Genomic DNA, 18,268 nt, shown 5'->3' with positions numbered 1-18,268 from the left:
ACAAGCCTACCGTGCCTTCCCGCTTTTGCTGACGGTGGAGCACTAATCCTATAACAGATACTTTAGAAAGTTCTATAGTAGATCCTATAGCTGTTCAACCGACTCTTTCTTCACTTCCAGGAGATCGTCAACGACGTTTGGTGCCGCGTTCTTCAGACCCAGTCGGAACGTCATCCGCATTAATTCGCTTCGATCTAGTTTGTCGACACTCTCGTCGCGACCGAGCGCTTTCTGCAACTTCTTCCCGACCTCTTCACCGCGATCGGTGAGCTCGTCTCCGTCCTCCAGGGCTCGGATTACTGCAGCCATATCCCCATCCCAGACGGACATGGTCTTCTGCTTCTCTCCCTCCTTGATCGCTTCGAGCTCAGCCCGAAGTTCGTCTTTGAACTCTTCGCGATCGGCGTCAGAGGCGAAACGGTTCCCCTTCTCATCGAAGATATCGCTGTCACTCATTGATTCGATCAACCAGTTCGTTTGCGTTCACTTGATACGCCTCACGTGCGCGCGTGGCTGTATTCGACGGCTCTTCGAGTGCGAACGTCGTTTTTCCAGATTTCTGCGCGTTTCTGATATCCTGCGACTGCGGAATGTGTACCGGGGCTACTGTCTCTGCATAGTCTTCACGAAGCTCTTCTAGGAGCTGCTTTCCGAGATTCGTGTTCGATTGCACGCGATTCGGAATGACCATGGAAACCTCAATTGTCTCGTCGAGCGCGGCATTGAACTCTTCGAGATCCTCGTGAAGAGCCTTGAGTTGCTGCTCTTCAAACTCCCCCAACTCTACCGGAGCAATCACCTTCCGGGCGGCTTGGAGACCGTTCAGCGTGATGTTGTTCGTCAGTCCTGGCAGGTCGATCAGAATGACATCGTACTCCTGGGATTCGACATGCGAAGTCAGGAAGTCGTCGAACATCTTGTCCCGGTCTTCGACCGGCCGACTCGCCAGCTCGTCATCGACTTGATCCAGACCTTTGTGCGCTGGGATCAGGTCTGGGCCCTCGTCGGTCTCGAACGTGAGCTGATCGACGACGTCCGGGACGTTCTCGACGATGTAGTCCCACGAGTCATCGAATACGTGCGCGATATTCGGCTTCTGCTCGCTCGCTTCGATCTCGTCAAGCAGACCGAAGTGTTTCGCCAGGTCGTTCTGTTTGCCGGCGAGATCAATCATGAGGACATCGAAGCCATCATTATGAAGCGCGACGCCAAAGTGTGCCGTAGCCGTCGTCTTCCCCACTCCACCTTTGTCGAGGAAGGCGGCGGCTCGCATTGGTTTGGACATATTGTGTTTCCTATAGGAAGCGCTATAGACATAAACTTACGTCAGACATACAGGATTGCCTATAGTCTGCCCTAGTGTTCTGGCTGTAGCTATTCCTATAGGATATGCTATCGCCGGCCATTTTCTGAAGTCATCAACCCACTCATCTGAAGTCAGGTCCCTATTTCCACACACACAATATATTGAAATAAATAGATGATCTAAATTTCTCAGGCGGCTATGCATGACAAATCCATCTAGCCGACCTCTGGTGAATCGAGTTTATCGAGCCGTACAACTACGCACCGGAGTGAGAAGTTCAGACCGCCTTAATTTCCTATAGGCGTCCGTGAAGGTATCTGACGTTCGTTTTCGGTAGAATCGTATCTAGCGATAGATGGTTTATTTTGTATATCACTATATGGTTTACCACGGTTCTGCATGTTTTTGTGAATATAGTTGCTTGGGTCGTGTGTCTGGATGAGACACCTGTGCAACCAGTAGTATTATACTACTGTCAATTGTAGCAAAACGTACGAAAATGGTGGTCTTAGAATGCACCCAACCCGGAGAAAACGGCCTTCTCGGGCCGGTGAGCAGATGAGCAGCGGCGAACAGATCAACTGGTCCCGAATGTCGCTCGCCGAGCTGCAACAGACCTGGAATACCGAGGTCGAACCGAACCTGCAACGGAACGGTCTGGACCTCGATAACCGACCGGCCTACCGCGAGGTCGCCGACGCCGGCTACTCAGGAATCGCATACGCGCTGCGCGAACACCACGATATGACGCTGACCGACTTTCTCGAAACTGTCGGCTATGTGGACACCGATTCCGAGGACGCTTACCACTGGGGTATCGACGACGAAACCACCATCGACCCCCTTGAAGCGTTCCTGCGGCGCGTCGAGCGCAAGCGCAAGGAAACAACGGCGGACTCAAAGCGGTATCGACTCGCGACCTACGTCCGGTTGTACGACGCCGTCCATGCGACCGACGCGATCGTCGACCGCGTCATGGACGAGCAACGCCAGTTCGACGAACTCCGGCGCGTTGAAAGCGTCCTCGATGAACTTGAAGCCGACCTCGAAAGCTACCAGTCAATGCTGCGGTATCTAAGCGATGTCCGGGAGTTCTACACTCATCTCGTGAACCGCCACGGGGCGAAGTTCAATCCAGCCGAAAACGTCGACCACGCCGAAATCTGGGCGGATAAAGCACCCGACGAGCCCGACAACCCGACGCTGACGAGCGAGCAGGTCGGTGCGTTGTACGCCGCTGCCGAGGACGTAACTGACCGACTGATCGTCCTCGGACTCTGTGCGTGGGGCCTCCGACGCAACGAGGTCGCGGCCTTGAAGGTCTCCCAACTGTCGTTGTCTGGCAACGACCCACACATCGAGTTCGGCGACGAGCGAAAGAACGGGCCGGGGACGGTCGCGTTGATCTACGGCGTCGACGAACTCGCCGCACGAATCGACGCACTCGAAGATCGTGGCCCCGAGTGGACCGGCTATCTGTTCCCCTCGGCACGGTCCTCAACGGGCTACATTACGGGCGATACTGTCCAGGCGCGGTTTCGAAAGATTGCCGATCGTGCGAACGTCCGCGTCTACGGCGACCCGCCGACCTCGAAGATGGGACGGCGGTTTTGGTACACGACGTACAATAAGGCGGTGAACGACCTACTCGACAATCTCGACGTGATCGCCGCCGAGCAGGGCAGTTCCGATCCATCTGTCGTACTGAAGAACTATCTCTCAGAAGCCGAACGCCGGAAGTACCGGCGCGAGTTTATGCGCAAACGGCTGGCAGACGCGTTCGAAGTGGAGCAATAGGCTAGGGGTGGGAAATGCTTCAGTAATCCACTGAAATCCTGCGGTAGACAGTCTCTGGGTCAAATGTAGTGCAAATGCGTCGACGAATAGGTCGATAGATCACTTACACTATGAATTGACAATCATTAAGTGCAAAAATTTCACAGTAGTCACAGTGCTCTCATCAGACTTAGAAGACATCTCCGTTGAGGATTTAGAACGACTAATTGAGATTGGTGTACCAGAACGAACAGAACTTGAGTTCAAGTATATGCTCGATCCGGGAAGAAACTGCTCTATTGAAAATGGACGACGGCGACGGGATTGCTCCGTAATGCGTTTGAGGAAACGAGGTCGAGAAATCGATTATGGGAGTCGCGCTTCTCGACCTCGTTGAGACTGCACTGCGTGTAGCCAAACAAGCGTTGGGGAAGCGAGCGGGCAAGCCCGACTCGGGCGGGCTTGCCCGCGAGGCTCACATCGTCGCACACTGTATTCGCAAGGAAGAGGGCTACAGCTATGCCGAACTCGTCGATCGGTTGAGCCTCATGCCGGAGATATGTGACCGGCTCGGCCTTCATCCTGATGCGCTCCCTGATCCTACCACATTCTACCACTCCCTTGATCGGTACGCGATGTACGTCTGGCGGGCGTTGCTGCGCATCTCAGCGCAGCAACACCCGCAGTCTGGACACGTTGCGTTGGACAGCACGTTCTTCGAACGCAAGCAAGCCTCGCAGTACTATCTCCAACGGAGCGGCCGCACCGTCAAGACGATCAAAGCGACGACGCTGACCGATACAGAGTCGCTTGCGGTACTGGACATCCATTGCTGTATCGAGCGCGAACACGACACGAAGGCTGGCCCGCGGGTCGTCCGCCGGAACGCGGACGACCTGCGGTCAGTAGCTGCTGACAATGGGTTTCAGGACTGGCACACCGAATACGAAATCGCTGCACTGGACGTTGAGTACCTCGTTCATCACCAAGGATCGAGACCGATGGCTACTGCGAATAACGCTCTCATCCGAACGAAGGGCTACACCCAGCGCTGGATGTCGGAGACATCCTATTCGACGGTCAAGCGAACGCAAGACTCCGCCCTGCGTTCGCGGTTCTGGTACCGTCAGTTCCGTGAGATCGTTCTCGTGTTCGCGCTCAACAACATCAAGAAACTCGCCGAGACGCTATGATCGTACTCCCGCACCGAATTTGCAATAGAGCAGCTCATTGTCGTGCTATTATCTATTTTAACAAGACAAATTGTCCTAATACTATCTGATCATCGGGATGCCCTGGAATGACAGAAATCCTTCAGTTATGAAAACCATTATAGAAATGTCCTCTGTACATGGCGTATGGCAACCTCAGGACAAACGGGACCCGTGGCTCAGCCAGACGCACTCTCGACGCGGGAAGCACAACTCGATCCGTTCCCGTGGTATCGAGAGATGCGCGAGGAATCACCGATTCGCTACGACGAGGACCGCGAGTGTTGGGACGTGTTTCGCTACGACGACGTTCAAGCCGTTCTCCAGAACGCGGAGGAATTTTCCTCGGAACGACCGCTGACAGCACAGGGCGAGAATGAAACCGGGGGCATGGCTCTCGAAACCATGCTCAATACCGACCCACCACGCCACGACGAGCTCCGAAAAGTCGTCGACGACCCGTTCAAGCCCGGTGCGGTGAAACATCTCGCCCCGCACATCCAGGACATCACCAACGAGTACATCGATGCCGTCGTCGATGACGGTGAAATGGATATCATCGCGGACCTCGCCACGCCGCTGCCAGTCACCGTGATCGCCGAACTCATCGGCGTGCCAGCGGACGACCGCGAGCAGTTCAAGCAATGGTCCGATACCATCGTCGAAGGTCCCGGAGCAGCCACGGTGAGCGCAGAAACCGTCAGGGAAGAACAGCTACAGGCCCAAGCCGAGATGGCGACGTACTTCACGGACCTGATCGAACAGCGTCAGGAAGACCCACGCGATGACCTCATCAGTAAAGTCATTCACGCTGAAGTCGAGGGTGCCACCCTCTCAGAGGGTGAAACGCTCGGTTTTCTCGCATTGTTGTTGATCGCCGGGAATATCACGACTACGAATCTGATCACGAATGCGGTTCGGTGTTTCGCAACGCTCCCCGATGGGATCGAATCAGTTCGTGACGCCGCTTCGCTCGAACTCGCCATCGAAGAAGTGCTACGGTATCAATCGCCGATTCAGGCGGTCTCACGCATAGCAGCAACCGACACACAACTCGGCGATCATGATGTCAAAGCTGGTGATAGAGTCGTCGCGTGGAACGGCTCAGCAAACCATGATGGCGACCAGTTCGATGATCCTGACACGTTCGTTCCGGACAGATCGCCGAATCAGCATCTCGCCTTCGGCAGTGGCATCCACTTCTGTCTCGGAGCACACTTGGCACGTCTCGAAGCGAGGACCGCTCTCTCGACGCTGTTTGACCGCTTCGAGACGATGCAAGTCTCCGAAACGGAACTCCAACCTGTCGGGAGCTCGTTCCTCTATGGAGTCCAAGAGCTGCCAGTACAGTTCAGTACGTGAGAAATCTAACTTACTGCTCTATTGAAAATTCGATGCGGGAGTACGATCATAGCGTCTTAGTACGTTTCTTGATGTTATTGAGCACGAACACGAGAACGATCTCACGAAACTGACGATACCAGAACCGGACAATCCCGACGCCGTGTGTCGTTTTCAATAGAGCAGAAGAAACGGGCATAAAAAGAACCTGGTGAAAGAGGTGACGTCCTTTGCGAACACAAGTGGTGGAGATCTTCTAATCGGCATTCCTGACCCAGACGATGTAGATCACCTTGGGCCTTCGTTAAACTGGATTACAGACTATAGCCGGGATGAGTACAAGCTCAAATTAGAGGATATAATTCGAACGGGAACGCAGCCACAACTCTCGAGTCACGAGATACATACGATACCGAACCCGAACCAAGGTGGGGATGGATTCGTGGCAATAGTACGGATCCAACAAAGCATGATTTCCCCACACAGAGCTACTAATAGCTCAGGAAAGCCATTTTACGGCCGTAATTCCGCTGGGACATACTCATATGATGTTGAGCAGCTTCGGGAGCAACTTATTGAGCAGTATCGACTAACAGAAGAGATCGAATCATTTCTCGCCGACCGGATCGCTAAAATTCGCGCTGGGAACACCCCTGCACCATATGAGACAGGTCCATCGATCATTCTACACGTGATCCCGGCGACAGCGTTCGGGTTACAACCAGAGGGGGATATTTCACCCGGTGAAAACGAGATGAGGGGGTTGCCACTGTTTCACAGAAATGGCTCAGGAAGTCATTATGGCCGTGCAAGAAGGAATGTTGATGGGATAGTGAATTCAAAGGATTTTCAGCGTGATGACGAGGATCTCTGGTCTGAATACACTCAATTATACAGGGATGGTCGTATAGAAGCAGTCCATTCGTTTCACCTCCGAAATGAGCGGGTAGAGGAAGATAGAGTTGGGTTTTTAACGTTATACGAAATATTGCGGGATCGAATTCCGGACTATTTGGGATTCCTCGCAGATAGAAAGGTTCAGACGCCAATGTTCCTGTATATGACCTTTATTGAGTCAAAGGGTTACGTACTAGCGAAGGGGAGAAGGAATCAAACAGATCGACTCGACAGGGACGTTGCCACCCTCCCGTCAGCAACGGTTGAATCATACGATACGCCTTACTCAGAGATCATTAAAGATCTATTACAAGAAGTGTGGCACGCCTTTGGAGNCCCTCCCGTCAGCAACGGTTGAATCATACGATACGCCTTACTCAGAGATCATTAAAGATCTATTACAAGAAGTGTGGCACGCCTTTGGAGAGTTTGGTGATCCATACGACACTCTTGGGAAACCTGAAGATCGACTTTCCGAGAACGGAAGGAGGGAGGATTTTCTGGGACTCTCATCCTGGCATATTGTAATAGAGGAGCTTTTCGAACCAGTTATCAGGTGGGTTAAGCTTTAGTGCCAGAAAGTCGAGGTACTTCTGGAGATGATGCTTCGAGACACCATCAAGAAGTCGAAGGAAATACCATCTGATGTCAATTTGTGAGTGATGTCCTCCCCTCCAACCCGGGCGACAGCTGGCAGGGCTTCAGTATTCCTCAACATCAACAACCTTCTGCGTCTCCGGGTGCGTGAGATCCCGATCAGCGGAGACCACCGGTGCGTCGAGTTCACGGCCGACAGCTGCGATCGCGCCGTCCATCCCGGTTAGGTACGGTCCCTGTGTGCCGACCTCGTCAGCGATCTCTCCCGCGGTGACAGCCGTCCGCTGGTCAACGGGGTACACTTCAGCCCAAGACAGAGCTTCGCACGCGCCCGCAATGTCACTCTTGTCCGGGCCGTTTCCCTCACCAACGAGGACCTCCGCGAACGCCGGCGCCGGAATGACGAATCGCTCGGTCGAGTGCTCCTCGAGATACGCCGTCGCGACATCAACGTCCTCGAGATAGTCAACCAGAAACGTCGCGTCCAGAACCTTCATCCGTCAGCGCCCGCCCCGCTGCTCCATCCGCTCTTTCGACTTCTCTTTGTACTTCTGCCGGGTTTCACGTACCTGATCAGCCTTCGCGGATGACCAGAAGCCCGCCCCAGCAAGAAGGTCACGTGATCGGTCACGGTCGGTTCCGAACACCCGCTTGAGGACATCGTTGTAACTTTCGCCCTCACGCTTCCGCCGTTCGATCTCACGCTTCACGGTTTCGCTCACGCGGATTTGGTCGTCAGCAGCGCCCATTCTACGTTGACGTTAGGCGTTGACGTTCCTTTACCTTTTGGTAGGAAATCTGAAATCGAAGAGATTCACATTCAGTTCATTCACCTGAAGTCAGGCAGGTAGATTGCTTATGCACAACTAGGCTCGAAATCTATAGCGGTGATCTAAAATCTAGTAACAGACATTCATGGCAAATCCACTTATCTGATTTCTGCTTAGATAGTCTGTCTACTCATCAAAGACGAACCAGTGGATGGAGAGAGCTAACAATAGCAATCGGCAAATGCTGACTACAAAAGCTTGGCAGCTATCGAGTGAATCTTCTCTGCATCGATATCATCGAATGTGCTGTCTTCCTCTAAGTTCTCAAGGACAGCATCTACAGGCTCGTTGAATTTGAAAAGCAAGTGGACACCGGACTTGTATCCACTACTCGTCCGCTCGCTCTCGAGGACGCCGTATGTCCCTGCCTTGTTGATGTGACTATTGACGGTTTCCTGCGTGTATATTTCCCGGTTAGACATATTGCAGATGGTTTTGTAAGCCTGATAGACGACGGGACTCGGTGCAGTTCCGTCATTCACATTGGCAACCATCGCAGCTGCGTAGAGGGAAAGCTTCTTCTGAAGTGACATCCCGCCCACAATCTCTAGGACTCGATTTTTGACTACCGAATCGTTGGCCGATTGAACGTGTTCTTCCTTCACTTTGGAATCGCCGTTCTTATTTGCGATCTCTCCAGCGTCTCGGAGCAAGTCAATGGCACGTCGAGCATCGCCCTCATTTTGAGCACCATAGGCGGCTACGAGTTTGACGACACCGTCTTCAAGTGCGTCTTCTTTGAAAGCGTCACGTCGACGGTCAAGGATCTCAATCAGCTCATTCGCATCATAATCCGAGAAGTGGATACCGTTCGGGTTGTACGAGCTGTCGGTTCGACTGTCGAGGTTCTCTCGAAACTTGGGATAGTTCGTAACGACTACTGTCGAAATGAGCGTGTCAACGTGCTGTTCAGCCATAACTCGGCTAAGACTGTACAGTAACCGGGAATACGCCGGTTCATCTTCGTTCTTGTGGCCAGTGAGGGCATCAATCTCATCAAGAATAAAAACGAGAGATTCGAAATGCTGGTCAACAATCTCATAGAGACGGACGTACTTCGCGTCTGTCGACACACCTTTACGTGGGATATCCCACACGATCCCCGCCTTTTTCGCGGTCTGATAGCCTAGTTTCCAGACTGCGCGGTCAAGGGTGTGTGACTCCATCGTCTTGAAGTTCACCGCCACAAAGTCGAAAGCAATGCCCTTCTGTTCTGCCCGTTTTTTGACCTTGTTTGCGACTGCTTTCACAGTCAGTGTCTTTCCAGTACCACTCGGACCATAGAGCAACAAATCGGGTGGCCGTTCCCCTTCTAGCGTATCTCGAAACGCACGGGCTTCTGCGGCTAGCTGTTCATCCCGACCATAAATCCGGTCTTGGTCAACAATCGTGTTCGGGTCGACAAGATCCTTGTTTTTGAAAACCGTCCTTTGTTCTCCGTCGAGTATACTGTCTACAACTGATGATCCTGACTCAGACGACCCCGCGTTTCCGGCATGGGTTGATTCAGAGTCGTTTTTCATGGTTATTGATCCTTTGCGGACTAATTCCTAATAACCTTTGTCGATATGAACGGGGGTCTGTCGGAATGAATGGGGGAGAGTCGATATGAAGGGACCAATATCGAAATGAACTCCGAATGGGGACACTCAATAATCTCACCGCCGTTTTCGAAATGAAGGCAGCTTTATCGAAATGATGCGATCCCTCTACGAGTCACAGTCCAGTTTGACCCCCACCCCTTATTCGAAATGAAATCTACTACTAGGGGTAGCTATAGAGAGTGAACCGCTCCACCGAACACCGTTATCGAAGTGATTTTTGACTGTCATTCATCAATTACTTGTTCTCGGCACTTTAGTCGCCCTAATACGCCAAAATATCAGTTTCCATTTCCAATTTCATTTCGAAGATGGTGTGTGAGGGTTGTCTATCTAGACTTCTTCTAGCCAATTTCATTTCGAAGATGGTGTGGGTGAGTAACTAAGAGGAGTGGAGTGTGCGATGGTTCAAGACGGAGTGACGAGGATTGCCGTTCATTTACTACACGTGGTAGAAAAGTAGAACACTAACTATACATAACAAATCGACCTAGCCGACATCAGATTCACGGTCAGGCCCCAGCGCTTCGAGATCGTCTGCTGAAATATCACGGTTCAATACTTTCTCCCCTGTGTCAGNCCTAGCCGACATCAGATTCACGGTCAGGCCCCAGCGCTTCGAGATCGTCTGCTGAAATATCACGGTTCAATACTTTCTCCCCTGTGTCAGTGATTGAGTAATATGGACCACCATTCTCGTCAATGTGCAATAATCCGCAGGATACAAGCAAATCTGTTCGTCTGCCAACATAATCTGGGGAATAGTCAATATTCCTGGCGATTGCACCGCGATTCAGCTCTAGCCCCAGAGGAGGTCCAACCACCTCCAAGATTGCAACATCCACCGGCCGAAGCCAAGAAACTCGACTAAACACACTGCTGGCATTCATGCGCTGACGGTTTAACTGTCTGGTCTGTTAAAAATGTACGCGATATGGCGTGGCTGAGATCGGGAATTACCGCATAAAGGTTAAGAGGGTAGCCACTAACAGGCTATTTACCCACAAGAAAACGGCCAATGATACTCCCCTCAACAATGTATCGGTCGACGCGACTACAACGAGATCAATCGTCTGACGAGCGTCAGATAATCCGCAGAGAGCGTCGGAATTTACCGAAGGGATTAATAAGCCTACAGACCAGCGACTAGGGGAAAGATAGAACAACACAACGCATAACACACCAGCGGCTCATCGCAGATAACCGCAAGAGAAGGGATTGGACTACTTTCTCTTGGGTTGTCCGGTGACATAAGCTTTCCGCTCGAGTAGCGGCTGTGCTGTTCCATGCCCTAGGAATAGCCCGCAATCTCGTTGGAGAAGCGTTTGGTGTCGAGTAGATGTACTGCCCGATAACCAACTGCAGACGACCCAAACACAATGTCAACGAAAACACCGACGGATGCACCGACCAACCACGAGCTAGCAAACGACCTGCGCGAACTCCGCGCTCGCGTATCCACAGTCGAGACCGAGAACAAGGAACTCCGAAAAGCGAACAAGAAGAAAGACGAGCGGATCGACGAACTTGAGGACCGAGTTGAGGAACTCCAAAAGGCGAACAAGAAGAAAGACGAGCGGATCGGCGAACTCGAGACCGAGCAGGAACGAGTCCAGGGCACCGCAATCGGGGCACTGAACAAGTCCAGCACGAACACTGACCGGCTCAAAGAGCTACAGGGGCGCGAACTCGAGAAGGGCGCACCCCTCCTCGAAGAGAATGTTCCGAAAGGCGACAAGGGCGAAGGAGAGTACGGCGTCGACGTCGTCGACGGCCTCCTCGAGAAGATCTCCAAGGAGGACGGTAAGACCTACCTCCGCATGCCCGAGAGCGAGGATCCCGTCGGTCGTGGCGGTGCGACGACGCTCGCCCACGGCGATCTCCTTCCGATTCAGCAGCTCGCCCAGATGGACGACGACATGCTCGACCGGACAGCCAAGACCAAGGGCGACTATCTTGCAGCGCGCCTCTGGCAGGCTCGAGACAGCGAGGNCCCAGATGGACGACGACATGCTCGACCGGACAGCCAAGACCAAGGGCGACTATCTTGCAGCGCGCCTCTGGCAGGCTCGAGACAGCGAGGTTGACAACCCCTGGAAGAAGGGCTGCAAGGGTGTCCGTGAGTACATCGATGCCAGCGAGATGAAGCACTGGATCCGCCGAGAACTCGGACGTGGGGCTGTTGACGACGCCTACGCGAAGAAACTCGTCACTCGCACGATCGGCGCAATGAAGGACCTCACGAAAGATCGGATCGTGATTACCAAGACCAAGAGCGGTCGCAGTGGCGTGACCAGCAAAGAACGTCGTGTGAAGATCATGGACGAAGTCGAGATCCCTGGGGAGACAACACAGAAAGACGATGCTGACGGGACATCTGACGTCCACGGGGGACCGTGTCCCCGACCCATCCAACCGGGCGTGAGCCCTCATCCATCAAACACGAGTAAAACAATACACACAGCACGCGGTTGTAAGCAACGAACCGCTACTAGCTCGTATACCGCTCGATCGGTCCGTCGTCGGTCTAATCCAGGGACCGATTCGGAAGTAATTCGGTGGCCGTCATCTGTCCACGGGAGGGTCCGTTTGGAGGCTTCCCGTTGAGATCACGGTTCTCCTGTATCGCTCACTCACTCCATCAAAATATCTATATATCTAGTTGGAAAATTATTGCTCAAGTTGAAAGCGAGGATCGATATCGAATGAGCACACTCGAGAGACAGATCAACTCACGCTACGACGATCCCGACACGTATTCGGGGGATCGTCCGCCAGACTGGGAAGCCCGTCGAAAGACGGTCTACCGACACGACGACTGGACGTGCCAATCGTGTGGTCGCCAAAGCGGTCCGCACGCTGGTGACGAGGGCGTTCGGCTCCACGCCCACCATGTCGTTCCGTTGTCGGACGGTGGCTCGAACCAGTTGTCGAATCTGGAAACGCTGTGTGAACCGTGTCACCAGAACGAGCACGACCACGATATCTTCACTGGTGACTGGGTAGGGGACGGCCCGCATGTGTATACGGTTGGGTCACTGCGAGCGACTGCACGAGGGATTTTTGCAGCGTTGGCAATTGCTCTGTGGACCGTCCTCGTTGTTCGGCTGATCGCGCTCTCAGGAGGATATGCCCCGATGGCAGTGGAGAGAGAGGCTGCCCTCCTGGTGGGAGCGACACTGCTGGGGAGTCTGGTGGTCGTCTCGAAACCACTCTTCGTCACGAGTGTACTGGGAATCGTGGCCGCTGTGATGACGGCGGTTGCCTGGACCGACTTTGGATTGAGCCCCGAATTCGGACTCATTGGGGCGATCGTGTGGCCGCCAGTCATCCTCGGTGCATGGGCTATTGCCTGTGACTACATTCAGTGACCTTCCGACTTGTACCCATCCCCCCATCTAGGATTAAATATAAATACTAGTAGCTAAGAGGTCCGAGCATGGCATACAGAACGAAAGGAGCCAAAGTCCTGACCGGCCTGTTTGCATTCATCGCAACAACCGGAGTTGCTGCTGCCCAGGAGAGCGAGATCAACAACTCGCTGTCGGAGATTGAGTCATTCGTCGCAACGACACTCGGCCAGATCGGTGTCATTGTCTTTCTCGTTGGTGCCGCTGCGTGGTTCGTTTCCCGCAAACATGCCGACCGTGCCCAGTGGGGCTGGCGAGGTATGTGGGGCGGGGCGGGCATGATCATCCTCTCGGTTAGCTACAACGTGTTCGTGACGCTCTTCGAAAATCTCGCCCCCGGGATGGTCACTCCCTGGATTCCATTCTAAGTAGCACACCCAACAGAATCACGTCTTACCCCTCAACCGATCCCCTTCCACCCCACACCCACGAATGGATGGCCAACGTTTGTCACTTGTACTTCTTCTCGTTGTCACCCTGACACTGTCAATTAGCGGTGCAGCGGCGACGTCCACCGCAGAGACAACGGCCAACGAAACAGACATCTTCATCTCTGATAAACCGGACACCAAGGCTGGCTCAGTTCCACCGTTCGTGCTCCCAGACCTCGAGGAAGTCGATGAAGAAGAGAATATCTCAGTAGCAGAGCTGAGTCAAGCCCGTGATATCTTCTACTCGACGACCCAGCCCCCATATCAGGTTGGCCCAGATCAGCAGACACTGCAAGAGTACCGGCTTGAGCAGCTCCAGTCAATCAAGCGCACCGAGTCGACAAGCCTCTGGCTTCCCGACTCACAACGATCGAATGGTACACTCGTCACGGATGCTCACGTAACAATCCTTGGAACAGCGGAGGGGACACAGACACGTCTGGAGTCTGAAGCAGGTCCCCAAGACGACAATTCGAGTGAGTTAATGCTGGTTCCGGAGGATGGAACGGTTCTCACCCCCCTTGATTATGCAACTCGCATCCCGGAGAGGACCTGCACTACGACCAATGAAACCCGGACCTGCCTCGACTCCACACTTACCGATCAGGAGGTCGACCGCACACTCGAGATTGGGTCCCAATCCTGGAGTGGTAATTCAGAGACGCCCCAGCAGCTCACCTACTCCGACGCGAACACAATCGAGCCGACAACGATGGAGGTGGAGGCGACGATCACTTCAACGCTTGTTATCCAGGAGACAACTTACATCCGTGAAGAGGGTGATTGGGTGCCAACGAATACAACCGATACCGAGACGCTCGAATACTCTCACACGGTACAAGATGAGGCCCCCGTTGTCGTTACGACGAACCAAGAGCTTTCGATAGAGCAGACGATAATCGAATCAGACGACGGCATCGACCGGCTCATCCTCGAGTTTGATGGCCCAGAGACGCTCCATGAACGTCGGCTCTGGAGTACTGCGACGTTCGAAGAAAGCGCTGGCAAGATAGAGAATATCTGGGGCGTCTACTCACAGCGCCAGTACGAGAGTGCCACGCGCGGTCGAGCAGGTGAGCTATCGATTTCGCCGGATCAAACCGAGTCCCTCGCGACGGTACCAGCGCCAGCAACCCAACAGGAGACTGTTCCGTTCCCGAACATCCTCGAGAAGCAACTTGCCGCACAGCGAGATCGGCCTACACTTGATGGAGGACAGAATATCAATATCGCTAACCCACCAAAACTGACAAGTTCGAACAGCTTCAGCTTCGCATCTGAATCAGCACCGCTCGATGGGGACATCAATCTCTCCTCGGTAGAACCACGTGGACAGACGACGCTCACCATTACAAACGCAGAGCAGCCGATCGCAGAGGTTCGCGATATCCACGGCGATCCAATCCCGGTGTCGACACAGACTGTCCAAGAGCGCGACGCTCAGCTCGAGATGGAGATTCTCAATGACACGCACGCAGAACTCCACCTGTTTGAGGAGGGAACCGGCGACGCGCTCGCCGACGAGACACTCTCGCTCCACGGGGCTGCCCAGGGACAGGTTACGACCGACTCGGATGGAACCGCAGTCGTCGAACGGCGTGACCTCTACGTGAGGGCTTCGTTCACGGGAGAGACTGATCCAGCTGAAGAGGGGTACTACAGTCCAGCTGAGGCCCAGATCACGTTCCAGCCAGAGGCGTTCAACATCTACCAGCTACTGATGAGCTTCACTGGGGCGTTCGTCTCGATCATTGCATTTGTAATCTTGTATATTCCGTTCGCGTATATGAGGGGTGCAAACAAATGACGCTTCGAAATCGAGTTAGCACAGTGAGGTTGAACAGCCCTTCTACGGCAGCTACACCCATAACAGAGACCCCATCCAACCCATGACTGGATTCAGATTGCCCGCTTCGATCACAAGTATCACAGAAAGCGTTGACCCCACGATACTGGTATCGGCCCAGAAGAGCAGTGCCTTCCTTCCAATTGACGGTGTCCCCCTCACCGTCGCGTTTATCTCCGGTTGGGTCTCGGACTTTTTCACCTACATCCTGTCCGGAATCATTGGGTTCATCAGTAGCCTCATTGCGAGCGGCATTCGTTCATTCATCATCTTTGATAGCCCCTATAATGATCCGACGATGCAGGGTGCTTTCCAGCACAATCTGGATATCTTCCCTCAACTGCTGGTGATCGTTTTCATGGCTGGGATTGCCTCCAAGCCGTTCGCCGATCGACGTGAGGGGACGAACTTCATGCTGGTCTGGAAAACGCTAAAGGTGATTATATTCGTGGCCGTTTCCCGCCAAATCATGCATTTTAGTCTCCTTTTGACGAATGCGATCATTCTACATGTCTACGTCGATGATTATGGCGCTGCGTTCGGCCCTGAGATTCTCGAGGCTGGATTTGGCGGGGCAGCCGCGCTGAGCACTGGCGCCATCATCGGTGGGATCATCATTACCTTGGTCTCTGTTGGGGGTATCTTGTTCTCCCTCGGGGTCTTTGTGTTTCGAGAGTTCTTGTTCCACGCGACGTTCATCTTACTCCCTATTCTCGGAGCCATGTTGTACTTGGATTTCGGGCCGCTTCGCCACAGCTCGGCGATCGCGAAAACGCTCTTGCGGGCGACAGCGTACATGCTGCTCGCAGGAATTGTGATGGCCGGGCTGTTGCAGGCAGGTGCGGCAGCCGTCGGGGCGTATTCGGATGTCGCTGTCCAAGGCGAGCAAGCAACTGAGGCAGAGTTTGGCGAACTTGTCGAAGCAATGCTCTTCTGGCTGATCGGGTTGGTCGCCCCCGCGGCTGTCGGGCTGAAAGCAGCCATGATGGCTGGAATGTCGCCGAGAGGCCTCGGTCGGAGTGTAAAGAGCAGCTCGAGTTCTCAAACGCAACCCTCTTCATCGACCCAGTCGGGGGGGAAGTCGCGACGCACTAAACTGATGGAGCAAGCGAGGTATGGAGGGTCGAGAGGGGCCAGATGGGGCGACAGAAAGACAGGTGGAAGGGCGAGCAGTGCTGCCAGCAGCGTGGGATCACGCATAGGCCAAACGAAAGCAGCAGTTGGGAGTACAGCCGCGTCGAAAGTCCCGGATAGATATATGAGCGGAGGTAAGAAAATAGGATCTGGTGCGAAGAGAGGTGGAAAACGCGCAGTTTCGGACATGAAAGCTGGTGCTACCTATGGGCCTCGAAATCTTCACGAATCCCCGACCGAGTGGGCGGCGGCCGGGTTGGAACGCTATCGGGAAAACCCCGTTATCGATACGTCCACTCAACAATCGACCAGTGGTGGCGCAGTCGAAGCCAGCAACAACGCCGCCGACACATCTCCAGACCCGGAATCGAGTCAACAGACACTGGATGAATACGACAACAATAACTAACGGAAGATGGACAGAACATCCCAACCCAAGAGTGTCCTGAAGAAAGTCGTTGTCGGCGTCATTTCTCTCAGTCTCTTTACTGCGAATTATGTCATTGTTCCACTCGGAATCGTTTGGATTGTAGCGTATTTCTCCGATCCAATTATAGCGCTAATTGCAATCCCCGTGATTTGGATGGCAACCCCATTTACTGCACTTCTGCTGACTGGTGGTCTCTACCCACTCCATGGTGACAAGTCTGAACAAGCGGATCGTATCTGGTTGATTGGAACTTTCATTGGAACATCGATATTGACAGCGGTATGGTTTCTCCCTGCCTGGGAGACTAATTGGCCCGCTTTCGCAAGCATCCTTGCTCCGCTCCGAGTCTCTTCTATGTTTGATAACTTTTGGTATATGGGTGCCAGTTGGCTCGCGTGTGTTCCACTGATGCTATCTGTGAGTATTGGAACCACCGTAGAACTTCTCGATGAGAAAGTCGCGACGGAAGAAGGGGAGCAGACGGACGCCGTGGACGCGACTGCCCAGAGAGAGAAAACCGAGACCCAACACAAGAAGACATCCCACTCCAGCAATGGACCGGCTCAAGAGCAGCCCACTCTTTCCCAACTTCAATATGGCTGGCAGCCTGCGCCCGACACAGGATTTGCGGACGTTGGTGGGATGGAACCTCTCAAAACGGAGGTCGAGAGCTCGGTGATCCGTCCGTTGACCCGGCTTGATGCCGCCTACGAACGCTTCAACATCTCCCCCCCGAACGGCATTCTCTTCCACGGACCTCCAGGGACAGGCAAGACGCTGTTCGCTCGGGCCATTGCCGGTGAACTCGGCCACCCGTATCTCGAGCTCTCGGCGGGCGATATCAAATCGCGCTGGGTCAATGAGTCCACCGAGCAGGTCAACCAACTGTTTGCGGAGGCTGCACAGTTCGATCGATGCGTCATCTTTATCGACGAGATCGACGCACTCCTCGCGTCACGCGACAACGATCTTCACCGCGAGCATGCTCAGGTGGTCAACGAGTTCCTTGCCCATCTGGATGCTGATGACCCGAATTNTCCTCGCGTCACGCGACAACGATCTTCACCGCGAGCATGCTCAGGTGGTCAACGAGTTCCTTGCCCATCTGGATGCTGATGACCCGAATTACCTTGTAATCGCAGCTACGAACCGCGCTGAACTCCTTGATGAGGCAGCCACTCGTCGTGGCCGTTTTGACCAGCAGTACGAACTTGGGCTTCCAGATCGCGACGCTCGAGAGGCAATTTTCCGCGTCCGCCTCGACGAGTTGCCGACGAATCTTAACGCCAACTCATACAGGAAGATGGCCGAGCAGACAGAGGGACTCAGTAGTGCAGATATCGTCGGGATTGTCGACGACGCCGCGATGCGCGCCGCCGAACACGACGCTGACGAACTCACGCTCGAGGATCTCCACATGTCGCTCCCAGACCAACCAGACCAACAGTCTTGAGCCCG

At 53.8% G+C, this 18,268-nt stretch carries 16 protein-coding genes and 1 pseudogene; 11 read left to right on the top strand and 6 right to left on the bottom strand.

Features of this window, described 5'->3' with window-relative positions; translation table 11 throughout:
* Window positions 1–84: 84 nt before the first annotated feature.
* A complete protein-coding gene (locus C484_RS10435; RefSeq protein ID WP_006825910.1) occupies window positions 85–456 on the bottom strand; it encodes a hypothetical protein in 372 nt (123 codons plus the stop codon).
* The gene (locus tag C484_RS10430) at window positions 449–1,273 is read right to left on the bottom strand and encodes a ParA family protein (RefSeq protein WP_006825909.1); all 825 of its coding nucleotides are present in this window, start codon (window positions 1,271–1,273) and stop codon (window positions 449–451) included. Before C484_RS10430 ends, C484_RS10435 begins: the two co-directional genes overlap by 8 nt.
* A 591-nt stretch (window positions 1,274–1,864) precedes the next feature.
* Here C484_RS10430 and C484_RS10425 point away from each other — a divergent pair.
* From C484_RS10425 to C484_RS22305, 4 genes are all read left to right on the top strand, one after another.
* Window positions 1,865–3,103, top strand: coding sequence for a tyrosine-type recombinase/integrase (locus tag C484_RS10425; RefSeq protein WP_006825908.1), 1,239 nt, complete (start codon window positions 1,865–1,867; stop codon window positions 3,101–3,103).
* A gap of 347 nt (window positions 3,104–3,450) precedes the next feature.
* Window positions 3,451–4,275, top strand: a complete 825-nt coding sequence (locus C484_RS10420) for an IS5/IS1182 family transposase (protein ID WP_006825907.1) — start codon at window positions 3,451–3,453, stop codon at window positions 4,273–4,275.
* 165 nt (window positions 4,276–4,440) lie between these two features.
* Window positions 4,441–5,655: a cytochrome P450 gene (locus C484_RS10415; RefSeq protein ID WP_049912763.1), complete on the top strand. Its 1,215-nt coding sequence runs from the start codon at window positions 4,441–4,443 to the stop codon at window positions 5,653–5,655.
* 187 nt (window positions 5,656–5,842) lie between these two features.
* Window positions 5,843–6,889: an RNA-binding domain-containing protein gene (locus C484_RS22305; protein WP_083867328.1), complete on the top strand. Its 1,047-nt coding sequence runs from the start codon at window positions 5,843–5,845 to the stop codon at window positions 6,887–6,889.
* Between the two features lie 343 nt (window positions 6,890–7,232).
* Here the strand turns inward: C484_RS22305 and C484_RS10410 are convergent, their stop codons facing one another.
* From C484_RS10410 to C484_RS22985, 4 genes are all read right to left on the bottom strand, one after another.
* Entirely contained in the window at window positions 7,233–7,625 is a 393-nt protein-coding gene (locus C484_RS10410; protein ID WP_006825905.1) for a PIN domain-containing protein, read from the bottom strand.
* Window positions 7,626–7,628: 3 nt separating this feature from the next.
* A complete protein-coding gene (locus tag C484_RS10405) occupies window positions 7,629–7,877 on the bottom strand; it encodes an antitoxin VapB family protein (RefSeq protein WP_006825904.1) in 249 nt (82 codons plus the stop codon).
* Between the two features lie 269 nt (window positions 7,878–8,146).
* Window positions 8,147–9,481 carry a Cdc6/Cdc18 family protein gene (locus tag C484_RS10400; protein WP_006825903.1) on the bottom strand — a complete coding sequence of 445 codons (1,335 nt, stop codon included), beginning with the start codon at window positions 9,479–9,481 and terminating at the stop codon, window positions 8,147–8,149.
* A gap of 659 nt (window positions 9,482–10,140) precedes the next feature.
* Window positions 10,141–10,404, bottom strand: coding sequence for a transcriptional regulator (locus tag C484_RS22985; RefSeq protein WP_152422696.1), 264 nt, complete (start codon window positions 10,402–10,404; stop codon window positions 10,141–10,143).
* Between the two features lie 1,860 nt (window positions 10,405–12,264).
* On the opposite strand from C484_RS22985, the pseudogene C484_RS24335 reads away from it, so the two are divergent.
* The 7 genes and pseudogenes from C484_RS24335 to C484_RS24320 all read left to right on the top strand — a co-directional run.
* Window positions 12,265–12,525, top strand: a pseudogene (locus C484_RS24335) (HNH endonuclease); the annotation flags it as partial.
* Between the two features lie 171 nt (window positions 12,526–12,696).
* A complete protein-coding gene (locus tag C484_RS24330; RefSeq protein WP_239640965.1) occupies window positions 12,697–12,930 on the top strand; it encodes a hypothetical protein in 234 nt (77 codons plus the stop codon).
* 68 nt (window positions 12,931–12,998) lie between these two features.
* Window positions 12,999–13,337 carry a hypothetical protein gene (locus tag C484_RS10385; RefSeq protein ID WP_006825900.1) on the top strand — a complete coding sequence of 113 codons (339 nt, stop codon included), beginning with the start codon at window positions 12,999–13,001 and terminating at the stop codon, window positions 13,335–13,337.
* A 79-nt stretch (window positions 13,338–13,416) separates the two neighbouring features.
* Window positions 13,417–15,207, top strand: a complete 1,791-nt coding sequence (locus C484_RS10380) for a hypothetical protein (protein WP_006825899.1) — start codon at window positions 13,417–13,419, stop codon at window positions 15,205–15,207.
* Window positions 15,208–15,289: 82 nt separating this feature from the next.
* Window positions 15,290–16,789 (top strand): hypothetical protein, encoded by a 1,500-nt coding sequence (locus C484_RS10375; RefSeq protein WP_006825898.1) that lies wholly within the window; start codon window positions 15,290–15,292, stop codon window positions 16,787–16,789.
* Between the two features lie 6 nt (window positions 16,790–16,795).
* The gene (locus C484_RS24325; RefSeq protein ID WP_006825897.1) at window positions 16,796–17,926 is read left to right on the top strand and encodes an AAA family ATPase; all 1,131 of its coding nucleotides are present in this window, start codon (window positions 16,796–16,798) and stop codon (window positions 17,924–17,926) included.
* On the top strand, window positions 17,892–18,263 hold the full coding sequence (locus C484_RS24320) for an AAA family ATPase (protein ID WP_006825896.1): 372 nt from the start codon (window positions 17,892–17,894) through the stop codon (window positions 18,261–18,263). The genes C484_RS24325 and C484_RS24320 overlap by 35 nt, the downstream gene beginning before the upstream one ends.
* Window positions 18,264–18,268 lie beyond the last annotated feature (5 nt).

The sequence above is a fragment of the Natrialba taiwanensis DSM 12281 genome, assembly GCF_000337595.1.
GTDB lineage: Archaea > Halobacteriota > Halobacteria > Halobacteriales > Natrialbaceae > Natrialba > Natrialba taiwanensis.
This window is presented reverse-complemented; position numbering and strand designations above follow the sequence as displayed.